Consider the following 16285-nt stretch of genomic DNA (forward strand, 5'->3'; position numbering starts at 1 on the left):
ACAACAAGCGGCCTGAATGACGGGCTTCGCTGCGCCGTTCCCGCGCGTCATTTCCACGCACACCGGCAATCCAGTCAAGGATATCCGAACCGGACGGCGCCGGCCCACCGGATTGCAGGTCAAGCCGGCAATGACGGCCAGGGCCTGTTTATCGGACCTGTTGTCGGGCCTGTTGTCGGGCCTGTTTGTCTCAGTTAGGCAACTCCACTAAAAAGGACGCCCCGCGCTCCTTTATTCGGTCTTCTTTGGCCGCGGGCGCGAAACAAGGGCGTCTTGCGTGCCTACTGCCGGTTGTATCGGGCCTGGAACTTGCCCACGCGTCCGGCGCGGTCGATGATTTTTTGCTTGCCGGTATAGAACGGATGGCATTCGGAGCAAGTCTCCACGCGCAACTCTTCGCCTAATGTCGATTTCGTTTTAAAGGCGTTGCCGCAGGCGCAAACCACCTTGATGGCGCCGTAGGCGGGATGAATGTCTGGTTTCATAGTGTTTTCTCCGAGTGTTTTTTTGCGTGTTTTGTATGATCCGGGGCCGATGCTTTTCGGGGCGCGGCCTGCCCTCAAATGTGGCGTAACTTGATGCTTGTGTCAAGCGCCAAGTCTCGTTTTCCGCGGTAATTTTAGTGCGCCGCCATGCGGCAGGCGGCATGATTGACCAACCTGAACTCAGGCTATAATACAGGGCTATTAAACGCAGCAGGAAATAATTTCATGAACACGCAAACCACCGCCCGGGAGCATGGACATGACCAAAGCCATGGCGTTTGACACGCTGAAATTTGTGAGGCACATGACCGCGCTCGGCTTCACCGAGTAGCAGGCTGAGGGGCTTGCCGAACAGCAGAAGATGCTCCTCGACAGCAACCTGGCGACCAAGACTGACCTCGCCAACACCGAGGCTCGGCTGATTAAATGGATAGTTGGCATTGTGTTGACAGTGGCTACGGCGCAGACCGCCTTGTTTTTCGGGCTGGTGAAATTCGCGCTATGAACTTGCTCAATAATATAAACTTGCCGCAACAATACAAACCCGCGCGCCGCGCCAACACTTTGGAGTAACTATGAACGCACAAACTGACTTTACCCCCCCCCAATTTCGGGCGGGGCTGATGAGTGCCACCGCCGCCCGCCCGTCATTATCGGGCTTGACCCGATAATCCAGTGAGAAAACCCAGTGGCGACAGCCGCTGACCTTGCCCGACGGCGAGGCCAAGGATTCGCCAATTCCCGCCCTAATATCACCGTCTTGAATCAGAGGCGCCCCGAGTTATTCTTCGGTAGAGGTCCGGCGTAATACTGCATTTCTGCGGGCAACCGCCCGATTGGAATAAGTTACCGCCAAAATAGTGGTTTTATCAAAAAGTGTGCATTAAACTGACCTTATCTTGGCAGCAAGATAGGGGTTGTTGATAGCATGACGCGCGCCTTTTAATCCTGAAAAAGGATCGATGGATAGCCGCACAGGAATATTTGTTATAAAAGAGGATAGCCTTCCTTTTCGGGTTAATCGATCCTAAAAAAGGCTTTGCCGAATAACAGACTGAATTTTTAGCATGATGCCCCCGACGATGACGATTCCTTGACCGGCGCCTGGCGCAAGCGCAAGGTCAGAAATTATCGTTCCCAGAAAATCCAGCATCAAACGAACCGCATCTATTGAATATGCGTCATCGTTTTTGCAGGGAATGTAAAATAGTTTGCTTGGCTTGATTTTACGGTGAAAGTGAAATGCGCCCACCTTCGTCTTCCAACGGAAAAAATCCGTCATTCGCTGGAATCAAAGCGGAAATTCCTGGCCCTGTTCCCGGCCCAACAACCAATAAAGGCGCCGTGGTTTCTGGCTTTCCTTTACGCAACAATCAACCTTTCGTGGTCGCTTGGAAGGGTTTGCGCCTCCAATATTCGCAACCAATAGAGACCTGCTATGCCAACTTACCAGGCAAGTCTCTCGCCTGTTTTCTTGTCAAAAAAAGAGGCATTGGATAGGTCGAAATAAAGTTGCGCCTGGCTTCCTGCCTGAATAGATTTATTTGCATTTAATCGAGCGGTTACGGTTTTACCGCAAAGCTCGGTAAGGATATAGGTGTCTGCGCCGGCGGGTTCGACAACATCAATATCACACCTGCCTACGCCATGCTGTGTCGAATCGGTATTTTCAACATCCGATATATGCTCAGGCCGTATGCCCAAGATTACATGACATCTTTTCTTGATATATTTTAAACGGTTGGGATGTCTAAGTATTATTTTTTCTCCGGCACGATTATGTAATTCGACTGTCATCCATGCGTCATCTGGTGTGACATAAGCATCGAGCAGATTTATGCTGGGTGCTCCCATAAAATCAGCAACAAACACATTGTGAGGCTTATGATAGATTTCAGCCGGCGTCCCAATTTGTTGTGTTTCTCCATCCTTCATAACAACAATTTTTGTGGCCAACGTCATCGCTTCAATTTGATCGTGGGTAACATAAACCATCGTTGTACCGAGATCTTCATGAAGTTTTTTAATTTCTGTACGCATGCTGATACGTAGTTTTGCATCCAGGTTAGACAGCGGTTCGTCGAAAAGAAACAAAGACGGTTCACGCACCAGGGCACGGCCCATAGCAACACGTTGGCGCTGTCCGCCTGAAAGTTGCCCCGGTTTTCGATGCAATAGATTTTCCAACTGTAATTTTTTTGCTACCTGGTTCAATTTTTCCTCTCGGGTTTTCTTGTCAATGCCACGAACCGCAAGAGAGAATGTAATATTTTTGGCAACACTCATGGTTGGATAGAGCGCATAAGATTGAAAAACCATGGCAATATCACGATTGCCAGGATCAACATTTTGCATATCACGGCCGCTGATATTTATGCTCCCGCTGGTTAACGATTCCAGTCCGGCAATACACCCGAGCAAAGTCGATTTACCACAGCCAGAAGGTCCCACCAATACCAGAAAATCACCCTGTTTTATTTCAAAATTAATATCCTTGAGCACCTCGGTTAGGCCATAGGATTTGCACAGATTGGTTACCGATAACGCGGTGTTTTTCATAAATTATCCTTTGACTGAACCCGAGGTTAATCCCCGAACAAAATACTTTCCCGCAACAACATAGACCAATAAAGTCGGCAATGCTGACAATACGGCTGCCGCCATATCGACGTTGTATTCTTTCACCCCGGTTGTTGAATTAACAATGTTGTTCAACGCCACCGTAATGGGCTGCGTTCCTGCCTGGCTAAAAGAAACGCCGAACAAAAAATCATTCCATATTTGCGTAAATTGCCAAATCACGGTGACCACAATAACCGGTAATGACAGGGGAAGGAAAATAGACCAGCAAATTCTAAAAAAACCTGCGCCATCTATTCTGGCGGCACGTATGAGCTCCTTTGATATCGTCACAAAATAATTTCTGAAAAACAAGGTGGTGAAACCAATGCCATAGACTACATGGACCAGCACCAAACCCGGGATGGAACCTGCGAGACCAAGCAATCCAAGCATTTTTGCCATTGGCAATAAAACAATCTGGAAAGGAATAAAGCATCCGAACAGCATCAATGAAAAGATTAAATTTGCGCCGCGAAATTTCCATTGTGCGATAATATATCCATTGAGCATTCCAAGAGTTGTTGAGATAGCCACAGCAGGAATAGCAATAATCACTGAATTCCAAAAGTAGGGCCGCACTCCGTCGCATTGAATGCCTGCGCACGCTTCCGACCATGCTGTAATCCACGGTTGGAATGTTAGCGTACGCGGTAGGGATATCAAGGAACCAGTACGAATTTCCTCCATATCTTTCAACGATGTGATCACCACAATAAATAACGGAATGAGATACACCAGTGCCATCCCTATCAGCATGGCATAAAGGCCGAAGCGTAAAAAATATCGTATAGTCAATGCAGTAAACACGGCTAAAATTGGTCTCGTGTGGAACGCAACTCTGAATAAAGATAGGGCACCACAATGGCAAACACAATCATCATCATAATCGACGCCGAGGCTGCTGCCTGGCCTAAACTTCCTCGTGAAAATGCCATAGCGTACATATAGGTCGCAGGCATATCGGTGGCATAGCCTGGGCCTCCCCCGGTCATCGAGATCACCAGATCAAAAGACTTTATAGCGAGATGTATTAAAACGATAAAGGATGAAAGAAAAATGGAAGACATCGCCGGAATAATAACCGATGCATAAATTCTATAGGTGGGGACACCATCAATTTGTGCGGCCTGGATAATTTCTTGATTTATAGATCTCAGGCCGGCTAAAAAAAGTGCCATAACAAATCCAGAGGCTTGCCAAATTGCGGCAATGACTATGGCATATATGGCCATATCTGGATTAATAATCCAATCAAATTTAAAATTTTCAAACCCTAATTCCTGCATCTGTGCTTGAAAGCCAAGACCTGGATTCAGCAGCCATTTCCATGCGGTTCCGGTGACTATCATGCTGAGCGCCATCGGGTAAAGATAGATCGTTCGAAGCACCCCTTCACCGCGAATTTTTTGATCAAGAAAGATCGCCAGAATCAAACCCAACAGCATCGATATAAGGACAAATACAGCGGTGAACACAAATAAATTATCTAGCGCAACTCCCCATCTTGGCGATGCAAATAGTCGGTTATATTGAATCGTGCCTACGAGGTCATACTTTGGAAGTAGTTTCGACTTTGTAAAAGAAATATAGCCAGTCCACGCAATAAACCCATAGACAAATACCAGGGTAACAGCAAATGAAGGGGCCAACACGAGCTTGGGGATATGTCTTTCTATCCATGTAATCATAGATTTTTATTTTAGTTAATAAAAAATCCTCATCGGGTAATGATGAGATTTTTTCATTGGTAATTACAGAGAATTTTTAATCGCTGCCGACAAACGTCCGACTGCTTCATCTGATGACATATTACTGTTAAAGAAAGCAGTTACCACATCAGTGATTGCTCCAGCTTGTGCGCCGCGTAGCGCCATGCCATGCGCATAGGACGGTAATAACGAACCATTCCCGGACGAAACTGCCATGTCATAGGCAGATTGCCGGGCGCAAAAGTCAAACTCATTCAGTGGAGTCGTTACCCGTGCCGGGATTGAGCCCTTATTCAGGTTAAACACTTTTTGGAAATTTTCACCCATAATGAGTTTTGCTAACAATGCCTGTCCTTCTGCTTTTTCACTGCCGGAAACCCTAAACATAGCAAATGAATCCACATTGTAGAGGTAGCCTCCGCCAGGAGCTGAAGCGCACAAAAAATCAATGCCGGGCACTTTACCCGCCGCTGTAAATTCACCCTTTGCCCAATCCCCCATGATTTGAAAAGCAGCCTCACCATTGATGACCATGCTGGTTGCTAAATTCCAGTCGCGGCCAGAAAAATTATCATCAACAAAACCGCGTAAAATTCGCACCTGATCAAACACCGCTATCATGGTATTTGATTTCAGGCTTGCATCGTCCAATTCTACAAATGCCTTATGAAAAAACTCCGGGCCACCAATGCCAAGCGCAACCACCTCAAAAACGGTGGCATCCTGCCACGCTTGCCCACCGTGAGCCAATGGAATAATCCCCATAGATTTGAGTTTTTTTGCACCTGCATTAAATTCTTCCCAAGAGGTTGGCATTTCAATGCCTGCTTTGGCAAGAACCTCGGCGTTCGCCCAAATCCAGTCAACTCGATGAACATTGACCGGGGCCGCACACCAGGAACCTTCACATTTCATATGTTGCGCGATGGCGTTTGGAAGCAATTTGTCCCACCCTTCCGCATTGGCCACCGCACTAATATCAGCCAGCGCATCTTCTTCATACCATTCCTGAATGGCCGGACCTTTCACCTGAGCCGCAGCCGGTGCATTGCCTGCCAGAACACGCGCGCGCAAAGCCGTCATTGCGGTATCACCGCCACCGCCCGCAACCGGCATATCTGTCCAGATTCCGCCATTCGCCACAAACTCCTTTTGTAAAACAGCGACAGAACGGGCCTCGCCCCCTGAAGTCCAAAAATGCAATACCTCTGCTTGTGGTTCGGCCATAGCCCGCTGGTTTAACCCGAAGATTATCGCAACAGCAGCTAACACCAAAAATTTTTTATGCATAATATTTATTCCTGTTTTATTGGTTTAAATTAATTTTTAGGGGTTTATTTCCGTTAAAACCCTGCCAAAAGTTTTAGCGGTAAAAAAGACGAGGCCTCTGGAAAGCGCTTGTTTATCTGAGGCCTTTTCAAATTCTCGACTCTTGCTTTTCCACTGCTCATTTAAAGTTTTATCCGGAGAGTTGTCTTCGACAAACTTTGTTAACGACGAAAGCCCCTTTGTTTTTTCAATGGCTCTCAAAAAATCAAGACTCAAAACATTTGTGGCACCCTCCCAAATGGAAAAAACATGACTATCTCTAAGAAATCGAGAAACGCCCACATCTTCGACATATCCGGCGCCACCAAATGTTTCAACGCACTCGCTGGCCGCCTTGATTGCAAATTTAGCTGTGACAATTTTAACAACAGGAGTAAGAAGTCTCAATAAATTTTCTTCTTCGGAACCGGCTTTTTTGTGTTCGACTTTACCAAGAATACTGCTGACAAAAAATGTGAGGCAAAAAAGTTCTTTGAATTCTTGCTTGAGAGTCTCCTGAGTTTTTTTATACAAAATCTGATCGCAAAGTTTTTTTCCAAAAACATCTCTAACTAAAGAGTATTCTTTCATTAAAGTCAGACACCGTCTTGCAGAGCCCATGCTACAAATTGAGTTGTAGAGTCTTGTGATGTTTAACATTGAGGACACAGTGGCAACACCTCGCCCGACCTCTCCAATAAGTTGCGCTTTGCATTTTTTTAAGGTCAGCTCGGCGGTGGGAAGAGCCCTTGTTCCCAACTTATCTTTTAACCGATTCACTTGAACGCCGTTGTAACTTTGGTCTTTATTTCTAAGTTGAACAAAAAACAAACTGAGTTTATCGGCAGACACATCATCAACATATGCCAAAGCTAAAGCCATTTGTGCATCTACCGCTGAAGTGAAGTGCTTGTCTCCTGTAAGTTCATAGTGGTCGCCCCTTTTCTTCGCCATGGTCGAAGTGCGACTCACATCTGAGCCGCCCGCTCTTTCAGTCATCCACTGACCCGAAGTCCATGCTGTCTTTGGATCGCAAGATGTTACTTTTTGAAGTGCCTCTTGGGTTTCGCGAGTTTTTCCATAAAGTTCCAGGATTTTTGCCGCTCCATCTGTCATAGCCATAGGGCAGCTGGCAAAGGCTGAAGAGGGATGAAAAAGATAGAGCTTCGCCATTTGCACAAGCCGCCCATGCTCTGCGTATTTTTTGTCATAGCCGGTTGCAACAATCCCCTCTTGCTGCGCCTTCTGAATTAAAGATTTCCAAGCCGAAGAAGTTTTCACCTCGTCGATCCTCTCCCCCCATGCGGAGTAGGGAATATGTTCTGGAAGATCTTTGTCAGCTTGCAGTGAAAGTTGGTCGCCCTCGTTAGCAGCCCACTCACCGAGATTGGTCAATTCTTGAGTTATTTCTTTATAAATTTTTTCAGGCAAATATTTTTTAAGATAACCAGACAAAACATCGTCGTCTAAAAATTGGTTTTTAAGTTGAAAAGGTTTTTGGTAAAATTCACTCATCTTAAGAACCCCTAAATAATCACTTGGGTATTGAACCCATGGTCCATTGCCTCGGCCTTCAACCAAGGCTCCTTGCGGTTTATTCTGTCCAAGCATGACAATCTATATGCGTCTCTATATGCACTCAAGGGTAGTTTCCATTATTATTATGGCGGTGTCAAATCGTAATGTGGCACTTGACGCACTTGCCGTGCTTAATTTTTTAGGGGCAGTAATTTTTGGCTACGCCAAAAACTGCCCCTAAACAATGACAAAACCAGTCAAAATCCATTACATTTAACCTAAATATATTAAGCATTTTAATTCGGCAATGGCAGCAAGATTATTTCTCGCCCTGGTGGGTCTGATTGGTGTAATGTGGTATTTGAGCTGGTACCGACGTGCTGATAAGACGCAACGCAATCGATCGCTAATCAGTATCTTACTATACGGAGCCGCCGCCGCCCTGTTGATTCTGGTACTGACCGGTCGAATCCCCTGGTTATTCGCCCTATTCGGCGCCGCTGTGCCGTGGATACATCGTGCGCTGACGGTAAAACAAATGTGGAATCGGTTCAACCAAAGCCGCCATACCGACAGCAGTAAAAGCCGCCCTTCGACTATTGCCAAAATGACCCGCGAACAGGCCTATAAAATTCTGGATTTACCGGTCGGCGCAAGCCAAAAGGATATTATTGATGCCCACCGCAGGCTAATTCAGAAAATTCATCCCGATAGAGGCGGTTCGGATTTTCTCGCCACCCAAATTAATCAGGCAAAAGATACTTTGCTGAACCAATGAATATTGATTTAGGTTCAAGATACTTTAAGGTATAGTGAAATGGTCATACCTAATTGTTCAATAAATGAAAAACAAGCATGTCATTCGTTGCCGAATTTCGGAGAATAAATTCAGGGCCATTCCACGGCTGTTTTGCCTTGATATCTAGGCTTGCGAAGTCGCTCAAATCACCGGCATCTCTGGCCCGGCGACCAGCCGATTGTATACTCAAATCAGACAACACATCGCCGGGCAATGCGAGCGTATGTGTCCACTAATTCATTGCCCGTTTTGCTCCTTTCCAGCGGTGTTTTAGCACCGCCCTCTCGGCCGTCATTCTCGCCGGCAGGCGGAAAAAACCGCCCCCCCTGCCGTCATTTTCGCCGAAGGCGGGAATCCAGTTAAATATCTGTCACGCGTAGCGTGACTCTTTTTGGCATCCGGCTTTGCCAGACACAAACCGGCGGCTACGCCGCTCTGGATTGCCCGGCCAATAATAATATGGGCCGGGCAATGACGACCCTTATTTGTCATCCTCGCCGGCAGGCGGAAAAAACCGCCCTCCCGGCCGTCATTCTCGCCGAAGGCGGGAATCCAGTTAAATATCTGTCACGCGTAGCGTGACTCTTTTTGGCATCCGGCTTTGCCAGACACAAACCGACGGCTTCGCCGCTCTGGATTGCCCGGCCAATAATAATATGGGCCGGGCAATGACAAATGATAGGTAATGGTGAACAGAGAGGACAAAGGCGAGTTGAGACGCCAAAGCACATTGAGAATAAGAAGTCCGGCTACGCATCCTTTCTGCCGTCATTCTCGCCGTAGGCGGGAATCCAGACGCGGCGAAGCCGCGATAATAAGGAGTTCGGCTACGCCGAACGGTTTAATAACTGGATTGCCCGGCCAATAATAATAATATGGGCCGGGCAATGACGACCCTTATTTGTCATTCTCGCCGCAGGCGGGAATCCAGTTAAAATATGTCTCCGGCGTAGCCGGACTCCTTTGAAAGAGTGTGAGTTCCGCTTCAATATGCGCCACGAAAATAGGTGTCAATATCTGCTGAAATCTATCCGAAATCGACCCTTAAAGTATCTTGAACCTTGATTTATGATTGGAGTGGGGCTACCCGGATATTTTATGAACAAACGAAGCGCACAAAAAGCTTAAATTCATCCGCTCATTGAGATAGAATCCGGGCGGTCTATAATTGTGGCCTAATTTGGGTGATATCCTGATACATTTAGTTAAATGCTTCTGGTTTAAAATCAGTTCCCTGATTATTATTCTGCTGGCGTCTGCATGGCCCGCAGCCATGAGTCTGGTTGACACTGAAAAAGGACGTAACTGGGGAATAACGGAACAACACATCGCACAGGTAATATCGTCATCGGTCCACCAGAAAGTGCTCCCGGATAGTATTTCGATTCCCGGCCTGTTCGGCCCGTCAGGCCTGCCCGCTCCGTTAAAAGTCAAATACACCCTTGACCCTGATCTACAGCTTGAGGCTATTCGACTTTTAAAAAAGTACAATCCTGATTACGGGGTGTTCGTTGCAATATCACCGGACACCGGCCACATTCTGGCGATGGCGGATTCAACCCGTAATAGCCATGATGGCGCCAATCACGGGAATTTATCACTGGTCAATACTTTCCCGGCAGCCTCTATTTCCAAGATTATCACTGCAGTTGCAGCACTCAATGAACATAAGGCAAATGGATCTACGGTGATCCCATTCAATGGAAAATCTACTTCACTATACAAGAAGAATGTGTTTAACCACAAGAAAACCAAATGGACTCGAAATTTCACCCTTGATCAAGCCTTTGCCAACTCAGTGAATACTATTTTTGGGCGGCTCGGGGCAATCGAATTGGGCGGGGAAACCATGCTCGAATATGCCTACCGATTGGGTTTCAATGGTCGATTTGCTTCGGATATTTTATTTGAAAACGGACGGATTGAAATTGACCAGAACGACCCGTGGCAGGTGGCGGAGATGGCGTCCGGCTACACCACTAACAACACGCTGTCACCACTGCATGCCGCGATATTGGCAACCACCGCATTGAATGGCGGCAAAGTGGTTGCACCTGTTATCGTGGCGTCTCTTATCGGGCCATACGGTATTCCGCTTTACGTACACGAACAACCTGCCCTCTCTGTGGTCATGTCCGATTCTTCGTCCAAGCAATTGAAAAAAATGATGCAAACCACCATTACACAAGGATCTGCCCGTACTTCTTTTCGAGGGTTTCACAAAGGCGCGATGGCGAATGTCAATGTCGGCGGAAAAACCGGATCTCTTACGGGTTTCAAACCGCGCGGCAAGTACGACTGGTTTGTCGGTTTTGGCGAAAATGGTAATCAGAAAATTGCTTTCGCAACGTTATGTATCAACAAGGAAAAATGGTACGTCAAGTCCACCCGATTCGCTCGAGAAATACTTGAATTTTATTTCGCCCCCCAAAACAAAAGCGATTCCGAGAAATCCGCCTAGTACTTTGAAACCATATTTGGACGCGGTTCGGGAAACGCTGGAGACCGGCACGCGCAAACCCAATCGCACCGGCGTGGATACGATCTCAACTTTTAATATCAATTATGAAATTGATTTGCGAAAAGGTTTTCCGTTGCTGACCACCAAACAAATCTCATGGAAAAATATTGTCATTGAAAACTTGTGGTTTTTGTCCGGTAAAACCGATATTGGCTTGCTTAAAAAACACGACTGCCGATTTTGGGATCCGTGGGCCGATGAAAAGGGCAAGGTGCCGAGTGCCTACGGAAATTTCTGGCGACATTTTCCTTTGCCAAACAATCAAACCAACGACCAGATCGCATACATAATCGGGCAGTTGCGCGACAATCCGATGAGTCGGCGCATGCTGGTGTCGGCCTGGGCGCCGGGCAACGCGCAGAGCAGCGCATTGCCGCCGTGTCATGCGTTGTGGGTGGTCAATGTGCAACTCGATGAATCGGGCGAGCCACTGGTTTGCTTGCACTTGACCCAACGAAGTTGCGATGTCGCGCTCGGCGTTCCGTATAACATCGCGGGTTATTCTTTCCTGCTGGAATTGCTGTCGCGATTCAGCGGCATACCCGCCGGGGTGTTTGGTCATACATTGATAGACGCGCACATCTACACATCAAAAGCCGACGGCACGATGGCGGAATACGATCATATTCCCGGGCTCAAACAACAACTGAAGCGCGAACCACGTCCGTTGCCGACGCTGGAAATCAGTTCGGAAATAAAATCCCTGGAGGACATCGAACAGTTGTTGTCTTTGGACACCGATGAAATCATGTCAAAGTTTATTCTGCATAACTACAACCCGCATCCGGCAATTAATTTTAAGGTGGCGGTGTAGGTGGCACGGCGGCGAACCAAACCTATTACTCCGCTACGGGGTGCGATTGCTTCGATGGCACAGGGTTTCCTGCTCAAGGGTAGTGCCATCGGCATCGACGGCGGTTTGCCGTGGCATTACAGTGAAGACCTGAAACGCTTCAAACGGCGCACCATGGGGTGCGCCGTCATCATGGGACGGGTGACCTGGGATTCCATCGGCCGCAAGGCGTTGCCCGGTCGCCGTAACATCGTAATCAGTCGTTCGGATGTGTCCGGCGTGGAGCATTACGACAGCATTGAGAAAGCGATCTCTGCATGTGGAAATGAAGACTTATGGGTCATCGGCGGGGCGCAAATCTACGAAGCGGCGATGGCGTATTTGAACGTTTTAGACATCACTTTGGTGCCAGATATCATCGATCGCGATGATGTCGTCAAGCCTCCGTACATTGATCTGTCTTGTTGGACCGCGGTATGGAAAAGGCATCCGGTGGGGAAGAAAGGTTTAGCTATTACCATTTATCACCGCATTGATAGTGACTAATCGCCAAGTGTTATTTTACTTGCGGGCGTTTGCTGCCCTTGAACACCTTGAGATATTCTTTCCCCCTCTTGCCCTCCAACCACTTTTTAATACATTTCTTGTCGACGAGTTGAATGTCAAAACCCGGATCTTTTGTCCACCCACCATACGAAAACCAGAACCATAGTATCTCGTCACGATCTCGGTAGTTTTCACGAGTGCTCAGGAAATCTTCCTCAACATCATATGGATCAGGGGTTTTCTTGCATTGCCCCAGAATTCGTTTGCCACCCAAGGTTTTACCGACCAAGTCATAAACGCTGAGCGTGCGTCCGGCCAACAGACCGGTCGGGACATAGTCGTACTCAATAATAAGATAGCCGAGACACAGCGATTCCCAATCCGTAGGACCGAGGAACTCAAGCCACTCAGCGGTCTTCAGAGTAGCGAAGTAGTCTTTTACTGCTTCTGAATTGGGATTTTTTGCCAAAAGTTTCAAGAGCCGGGTGTAGATATCGTTGTGTTGATGCACATTGCCACGCCCGGCTGATGTAAGCAGTCTGAACGAATCAGGCAAATCAGTGAACGGAAAACATTTTTTATTAATTAGGCGTCGAAAATGAAACAACTCTCCGTTGTCATTGTTCAAGTCATGGTCTTCGTTGGTTTCAATGCCACCCTGCAACTGCCCAAGGTGAAGCGCATCGTCGAAATAAACCACAACCCAATCCCTATTCTCCGTGATGTCCTGAAAACGCCAGCAAGTATCGAACATCTTCTCAGGGTATGATTCTCCCCAATCAAGTTTTTTTTGTCTTTTCGTGTTCGCTAAATATTCCAAAGCCGTAACTTTGCCTTCCTCGCTGCGCTTCTCGATTGCGTTATCCAATTCTTCCGGCGACCAAGCACCGTACCAAACGCCAACTTGCCCCATTTCCCAGGCACGTTTTGCGTGATCGCAATTGCTTGCATCTTTCCCGCGAATGCGAACAATTCTGAATCTATCGTCTAAGTCAGTCATGGTAATACCTCTGTAATTGATATAAATGTGGGTCTTCCCCAAATCGAGTGGGTAGTTTAGCCTGATGCCCCATAAATATATATAGAAACCTCTATGCCAAAGCCAAAATTTAGCACCTAGCAAGCATGCCAAGGCTCATTGCCTTGGCATGCCACTCATAAATCTACTTGAACCAGCTCGGTGGCTTACTTGCTCTAGTTGGGCTAGGCGACCAATTTTTAACCTTGCCGTTTCTCGCTTCGATTATTTTTTTAGCATCAGATGCGTTGTTAGCCTCTACCTGCGCGCATAGTGGAGTGGATACCCCGGGAATTCTGAATCTTGCGTAATATGTTGCCATTATGTAGTCCTCACTATTTGTTGAAAATCAAAATGTATTGCTATCGCAATTATTGTGTGTAAAGATTGCTCATTTCTTCGGTCAATTCCGAAAATATTTGGTGCTTTCATAACATTGCCCTCCGTTAGGGTTGGTTTGGTTTTTCTGGATTGTAAGCATTATTCATCGCCGCAGTCAGTTCCACAAACTCCTGACGCAAACTATTCGGTCCGATAACCTCCACCTCACAACCAAAACCGAGTAGCCACCAACGCAGTTCCATAGTGTCATTGATGGTTGCTTTCACCAACATTTTTCCATCTTTTTTGTTGATAATTTTTTGATCTTCGGACAGTTTGGATTCGCTCAAATGAAATGCCGCGTCTTCGGAAAACAACGCGTGGAGTTTAATTTTTTCACCGGACACCGGATAGGAAAAAGTTTTTTCCTCTTCCACATAACGCGCGAAATCAAAGTTTGTGTTTAGTTTTGTTTTTTGTTGCAGCAAAACCGCACGACTCATACGATGTAACACATAATGCCGTGGGTGTTCATGCTCACCGGCGGTTGCGACCAAATAAATAATTCCATTTTTTAACACGATACCGAGCGGGTTTAGCACTTGGCGGACCGAGACACCTCGCTCCTTGCTTTGATAATCCACCGCGAATTGCTTGTCGTCCAGCAACGCCTCATACACAACCTTTTGTGTTTTTGGTTTTACCGCCGGCGCAATCAGTTGTGGGCCACGATATATGATGCGAGTTTTATTCGACCATTTTCCGAGTTTGGTTTGTTGCAAAATTCCGCCGGCGTGCTTGAAATACGGAACCAACAAACGCAACGTTGCCGGCGGCATCAATTTGCTCAGATGGTCGGCCGCGAGTTTGAATGCGAGCGCGGTGTTGCCGCTCATCGCCGGGATTTGCGCCATCGCACTTTTATCCGCCCAAAACCAATAGTTGGCGCGCCCTTTGCTCTCGCAACTCAATGGAAATGACGCAGACAGTTTTTCCAGATCGCGTTGGATGGTGCGAACATCAACCGCGAAATCAAGGTTAATGTTGCGCAATTTTTTTTGAAGTTGCGTGACGCTCATCGCTTTCGGCGAACTCGGTATGAGTTGCAACAACTCAAGATAACGCAACATGGTATCGGTGGCTTTACGCATCGGACTTCGATTGAGTTTGTATTTTTCCGCTCGCCAAAAATCGGACCAATGCAACCAACCCCTCGGTATCGCGCTTGCAATACTCAAGCAAATCATGAGTCAATGACTTGGCGTGTTGCGCGTCAGTTTCGGGATGAGTAATTTGCCGAAAGGCAGCACCGGCGGCGGCGCCATCACGAACTTCACCGAGATCACTGTAATCCAGATGCGGGGCGACGGTCGGCAACACATTTTTCAGCGACCACGAACCCATCATGTCGGGATGATAATAGTTAAATCTGGCAAGTGGCAATAAATTCACCAGACGTTCGATTACTTTTTCAATGTCGTCGGCGAGATCCACAAAGCATCCGGCAAGATCATTCAAACGACCTTTTTCAAAGGCACCGTAGACGAATATCGGACCGCTATCACCGACCGCTTGCAACAAGGACTCGGTCACCGCCCGCATCGGCGCATCGCCCGTGGTGTCGAGAAATTCGGCGTGTCGCAACTCGCCAGATTGCTCTTCCATGTGACACGACCACTGAAACGGAATCTGTTGATAAGGTCGTGTGCCTTTCCAAATCGGCACCGCAAAACCGATGGTTTCAAAATCAAAATAATAACGCGGGTAGGGTTGCCGGTTGATGAATTTTTTTGCGCGCGGGTTAAGTTCCGCCTTGCCGGTTAGGCACACTCGCCGCATCATTTTGTGTTGTTCGTTATGCAGACGATCGTGCGGGATGTCGCGGAGGTCCTCTATGCCTTCGGATAAAAGTTGCGCGCTGATGCCACGATCATGTGGCAGACAAGTGACCGGATATTTTACGCTCTCGCCTGCGTTCGGTGCGGAACAATGTTCAATGAATGGACAGGTATAGGGTGTGTGGCAATGGTCGCCGACTTCAATGTTCGGTTGTTCGCCCGCCAAAACTTTTTTGAATCGGCTGACATGATTCGGAACTTCGCGTTTGTGTTCGGCGATGGCATCAGTCAAGTTTTCATAATGCAACAATCCGTGATAGTCGCCGGCACCACGATAAATAAACGATGTATTTATGTGCGCGAGTTCCACTTTATGAATCGTCAAACCAGCCCCTTCCAACACCCAGGCCTGCACCGCACAGTCAGCATAATATGGATCCTTGACCGAGCTGCTGGATTTGACTTCGATCAAACGATAACCGTCTTCATCCCGCTGCAAAATATCCGCCATGATCAGCACGCCGTCATGCACGAAAGTTCCCTCAAACAGCGGTGCTTGCGGTGCATCATTCAACCTCCGTTTTGTCTCTTCAATTGCGTCGGCAAAATTCCAGTCAACCAATTCAATCAGGTGACCGCCTTGATGCAAAGCGCGCGCCACATCATTGACCGCATTGCCGCTGTCAAACAACCACTGCGTATTGTCCGATACGATTTTCGCGTCCGGCTGATGCACTTCAAGCCACAGCCGCTTCTCGCATTGCAGCCCTGACATGATTTTTGATTTTGAAAGTCGTTTGTTCATTG

The 16285-nt window shown here is 47.4% G+C and carries 20 protein-coding genes; 6 read left to right on the plus strand and 14 right to left on the minus strand.

Features of this window, described 5'->3' with window-relative positions:
* Positions 1-16: 16 nt before the first annotated feature.
* Entirely contained in the window at positions 17-211 is a 195-nt protein-coding gene (locus ACP158_RS11920; protein ID WP_424946340.1) for a hypothetical protein, read from the plus strand.
* 70 nt (positions 212-281) lie between these two features.
* On the opposite strand, the gene rpmE is transcribed toward ACP158_RS11920, so the two are convergent.
* A complete protein-coding gene (rpmE, locus tag ACP158_RS11925) occupies positions 282-485 on the minus strand; it encodes a 50S ribosomal protein L31 (RefSeq protein ID WP_424946341.1) in 204 nt (67 codons plus the stop codon).
* Between the two features lie 361 nt (positions 486-846).
* On the opposite strand from rpmE, the gene ACP158_RS11930 reads away from it, so the two are divergent.
* A complete protein-coding gene (locus tag ACP158_RS11930) occupies positions 847-990 on the plus strand; it encodes a hypothetical protein (RefSeq protein WP_424946342.1) in 144 nt (47 codons plus the stop codon).
* Positions 991-1512: 522 nt separating this feature from the next.
* On the opposite strand, the gene ACP158_RS11935 is transcribed toward ACP158_RS11930, so the two are convergent.
* The 7 genes from ACP158_RS11935 to ACP158_RS11965 form a co-directional block, all read right to left on the minus strand.
* Positions 1513-1767: a glucokinase gene (locus tag ACP158_RS11935; protein ID WP_424946343.1), complete on the minus strand. Its 255-nt coding sequence runs from the start codon at positions 1765-1767 to the stop codon at positions 1513-1515.
* Complete coding sequence (locus ACP158_RS11940) at positions 1712-1858, minus strand: glucokinase (protein ID WP_424946344.1); 147 nt, start codon at positions 1856-1858, stop codon at positions 1712-1714. Before ACP158_RS11940 ends, ACP158_RS11935 begins: the two co-directional genes overlap by 56 nt.
* A gap of 73 nt (positions 1859-1931) precedes the next feature.
* Positions 1932-3044 carry an ABC transporter ATP-binding protein gene (locus ACP158_RS11945; protein WP_424946345.1) on the minus strand — a complete coding sequence of 371 codons (1113 nt, stop codon included), beginning with the start codon at positions 3042-3044 and terminating at the stop codon, positions 1932-1934.
* A gap of 3 nt (positions 3045-3047) precedes the next feature.
* Complete coding sequence (locus tag ACP158_RS11950; protein WP_424948462.1) at positions 3048-3863, minus strand: carbohydrate ABC transporter permease; 816 nt, start codon at positions 3861-3863, stop codon at positions 3048-3050.
* Between the two features lie 53 nt (positions 3864-3916).
* Positions 3917-4795, minus strand: a complete 879-nt coding sequence (locus ACP158_RS11955) for a carbohydrate ABC transporter permease (protein ID WP_424946346.1) — start codon at positions 4793-4795, stop codon at positions 3917-3919.
* Positions 4796-4858: 63 nt separating this feature from the next.
* Positions 4859-6106: an ABC transporter substrate-binding protein gene (locus ACP158_RS11960; protein ID WP_424946347.1), complete on the minus strand. Its 1248-nt coding sequence runs from the start codon at positions 6104-6106 to the stop codon at positions 4859-4861.
* 36 nt (positions 6107-6142) lie between these two features.
* Positions 6143-7735: an acyl-CoA dehydrogenase family protein gene (locus tag ACP158_RS11965; RefSeq protein WP_424946348.1), complete on the minus strand. Its 1593-nt coding sequence runs from the start codon at positions 7733-7735 to the stop codon at positions 6143-6145.
* Between the two features lie 214 nt (positions 7736-7949).
* Here ACP158_RS11965 and ACP158_RS11970 point away from each other — a divergent pair, with 214 nt between their 5' ends.
* Positions 7950-8420: a DnaJ domain-containing protein gene (locus ACP158_RS11970; protein WP_424946349.1), complete on the plus strand. Its 471-nt coding sequence runs from the start codon at positions 7950-7952 to the stop codon at positions 8418-8420.
* Between the two features lie 312 nt (positions 8421-8732).
* On the opposite strand, the gene ACP158_RS11975 is transcribed toward ACP158_RS11970, so the two are convergent.
* Both ACP158_RS11975 and ACP158_RS11980 read right to left on the minus strand, forming a co-directional pair.
* Positions 8733-8933 (minus strand): hypothetical protein, encoded by a 201-nt coding sequence (locus ACP158_RS11975; RefSeq protein WP_424946350.1) that lies wholly within the window; start codon positions 8931-8933, stop codon positions 8733-8735.
* A complete protein-coding gene (locus tag ACP158_RS11980) occupies positions 8930-9172 on the minus strand; it encodes a hypothetical protein (protein WP_424946351.1) in 243 nt (80 codons plus the stop codon). The genes ACP158_RS11975 and ACP158_RS11980 overlap by 4 nt, the downstream gene beginning before the upstream one ends.
* 449 nt (positions 9173-9621) lie before the next feature.
* Between ACP158_RS11980 and ACP158_RS11985 the strand changes: the two genes are divergently transcribed.
* Genes ACP158_RS11985 through ACP158_RS11995 form a run of 3 tightly spaced genes read left to right on the plus strand, consistent with a single transcriptional unit; the run spans position 9622 to position 12301 of the window.
* Complete coding sequence (locus ACP158_RS11985; RefSeq protein ID WP_424946352.1) at positions 9622-10902, plus strand: penicillin-binding transpeptidase domain-containing protein; 1281 nt, start codon at positions 9622-9624, stop codon at positions 10900-10902.
* A gap of 4 nt (positions 10903-10906) precedes the next feature.
* Positions 10907-11776 carry a thymidylate synthase gene (gene thyA / locus ACP158_RS11990; RefSeq protein WP_424946353.1) on the plus strand — a complete coding sequence of 290 codons (870 nt, stop codon included), beginning with the start codon at positions 10907-10909 and terminating at the stop codon, positions 11774-11776.
* Positions 11777-11830: 54 nt separating this feature from the next.
* A complete protein-coding gene (locus ACP158_RS11995; protein WP_424946354.1) occupies positions 11831-12301 on the plus strand; it encodes a dihydrofolate reductase in 471 nt (156 codons plus the stop codon).
* A 10-nt stretch (positions 12302-12311) separates the two neighbouring features.
* Here the strand turns inward: ACP158_RS11995 and ACP158_RS12000 are convergent, their stop codons facing one another.
* From ACP158_RS12000 to ACP158_RS12015, 4 genes are all read right to left on the minus strand, one after another.
* A complete protein-coding gene (locus ACP158_RS12000) occupies positions 12312-13301 on the minus strand; it encodes a hypothetical protein (protein ID WP_424946355.1) in 990 nt (329 codons plus the stop codon).
* 163 nt (positions 13302-13464) lie between these two features.
* Positions 13465-13641 (minus strand): hypothetical protein, encoded by a 177-nt coding sequence (locus tag ACP158_RS12005; protein WP_424946356.1) that lies wholly within the window; start codon positions 13639-13641, stop codon positions 13465-13467.
* 124 nt (positions 13642-13765) lie between these two features.
* Positions 13766-14791, minus strand: a complete 1026-nt coding sequence (locus tag ACP158_RS12010) for a helix-turn-helix transcriptional regulator (RefSeq protein WP_424946357.1) — start codon at positions 14789-14791, stop codon at positions 13766-13768.
* Positions 14784-16283, minus strand: coding sequence for a DUF2779 domain-containing protein (locus ACP158_RS12015; RefSeq protein WP_424946358.1), 1500 nt, complete (start codon positions 16281-16283; stop codon positions 14784-14786). Before ACP158_RS12015 ends, ACP158_RS12010 begins: the two co-directional genes overlap by 8 nt.
* Positions 16284-16285: the final 2 nt, after the last annotated feature.

It is taken from the genome of Candidatus Spongiihabitans sp. (assembly GCF_965247905.1).
Taxonomy (GTDB): Bacteria; Pseudomonadota; Gammaproteobacteria; order Arenicellales; family Poriferihabitantaceae; genus Spongiihabitans.